This window comes from Klebsiella sp. MS 92-3 (genome assembly GCF_000195655.1).
Taxonomy (GTDB): Bacteria; Pseudomonadota; Gammaproteobacteria; order Enterobacterales; family Enterobacteriaceae; genus Klebsiella; species Klebsiella pneumoniae.
The window spans coordinates 53,783-55,328 of the sequence record NZ_GL882855.1; the positions used below are offsets into that span (position 1 = coordinate 53,783).

The window sequence follows — 1,546 nt, forward strand, 5'->3', positions numbered from 1 at the left end:
TATCGCCCAGGCGATAGCCGTATTTTTTAGGGAAGGACTATGACGGGATTCCGTTGGGAGATCATCGAGGAGTACGGCCCGCTGTTTGTGGACGGCGCCCTGATGACGATTAAATGTACCATTATCTGCGTGATCCTCGGGACGCTGTGGGGGTTAACTCTCGGTCTCGGGCGGATGGCGAAGGCCGAGCACGGGCCGTGGAAATATATTCTCCGCTACCTGGTGCAGTTTCCGGTGCGCTTTTACGTCAGCGCCTTCCGCGGCACGCCGCTGTTCGTGCAGATTATGGTGGTGCACTTTGCGCTGGTGCCGCTGTTTATCAATCCGCGCGACGGCCTGCTGGTGACCAGCGGCCTGATGAGCGCCGACTTTGCCCGCGAACTGCGCGCCAGCTACGGGGCGTTCCTCTCCTGCATCGTGGCGATCACCCTTAACGCCGGAGCCTATGTGTCGGAGATTTTCCGCGCCGGCATCCAGTCGATCGACAAAGGGCAGATGGAGGCCTCCCGCGCGCTGGGCATGCCGTGGTGGAAAACCATGCGCAAGGTGATCCTGCCGCAGGCGTTTCGCCGTATTCTGCCGCCGCTGGGCAATAACGCCATCGCCATTGTCAAAGACTCGTCGCTGGCCTCGGCGATCGGCCTGGCCGATCTGGCCTATGCCGCGCGCACCGTCTCCGGCGCCTACGCCACCTACTGGGAACCCTACCTGACCATCTCTCTGGTCTACTGGGTGATCACCTTCCTGCTGGCGCAGCTGGTTAACCGTCTGGAAAAGAGGTTTGGCAAAAGTGATTCACATTAATAACTTACATAAGCGCTTCGGCGACAGCCACGTGCTGCGCGGCATCAGCTGCGATATTAAACCGCAGGAAGTGGTGTGCATCATCGGCCCATCCGGCTCGGGGAAAAGCACCTTCCTGCGCTGCATGAACGCCCTGGAGACGGTCAGCGAAGGCGAGGTGGTGGTTAACGGCTTTGCCGCCCACGACCGGACCACCGACCTCAACAAGATGCGCGAAAGCGTCGGCATGGTGTTCCAGCGCTTTAACCTGTTCCCGCACATGACGGTGCTGGAAAACCTGATCATGGCGCCGATGAATCTGCGCAATATGCCGCGCCAGCAGGCGGTCGACCTGGCGGAAGCCTTGCTGGCGAAGGTGGGCTTAAGCGATAAGCGCGACGCCTGGCCCTCGAGCCTGTCCGGCGGCCAGCAGCAGCGGGTAGCCATCGCCCGCGCGCTGGCGATGAAGCCGTCGATAATGCTGTTCGATGAGCCCACGTCGGCGCTGGATCCGGAGCTGGTGGGCGACGTGCTGGAGGTGATGAAAAACCTCGCCAGCGAGGGGATGACCATGGTGATCGTGACTCACGAAATGGGCTTTGCCCGTGAAGTAGCCGACCGGGTGATCTTCATCGACCAGGGCGTGATTCAGGAAGAGGGCAAGCCGGGGCAGATCTTTAGCGCGCCGACCAACCCACGCACCGCCGCGTTCCTCAGCAAGGTGCTGTAAACCGGGGCGGGGGGGGGGGGGGGGGGGGGCCGG

At 61.9% G+C, this 1,546-nt stretch carries 2 protein-coding genes; both read left to right on the forward strand.

Annotated features, from left to right (window positions below):
- Window positions 1-39 precede the first annotated feature (39 nt).
- Window positions 40-804, forward strand: a complete 765-nt coding sequence (locus HMPREF9538_RS04315; RefSeq protein WP_004151161.1) for an amino acid ABC transporter permease — start codon at window positions 40-42, stop codon at window positions 802-804.
- On the forward strand, window positions 791-1,513 hold the full coding sequence (locus HMPREF9538_RS04310) for an amino acid ABC transporter ATP-binding protein (RefSeq protein ID WP_004189541.1): 723 nt from the start codon (window positions 791-793) through the stop codon (window positions 1,511-1,513). Before HMPREF9538_RS04315 ends, HMPREF9538_RS04310 begins: the two co-directional genes overlap by 14 nt.
- Window positions 1,514-1,546: the final 33 nt, after the last annotated feature.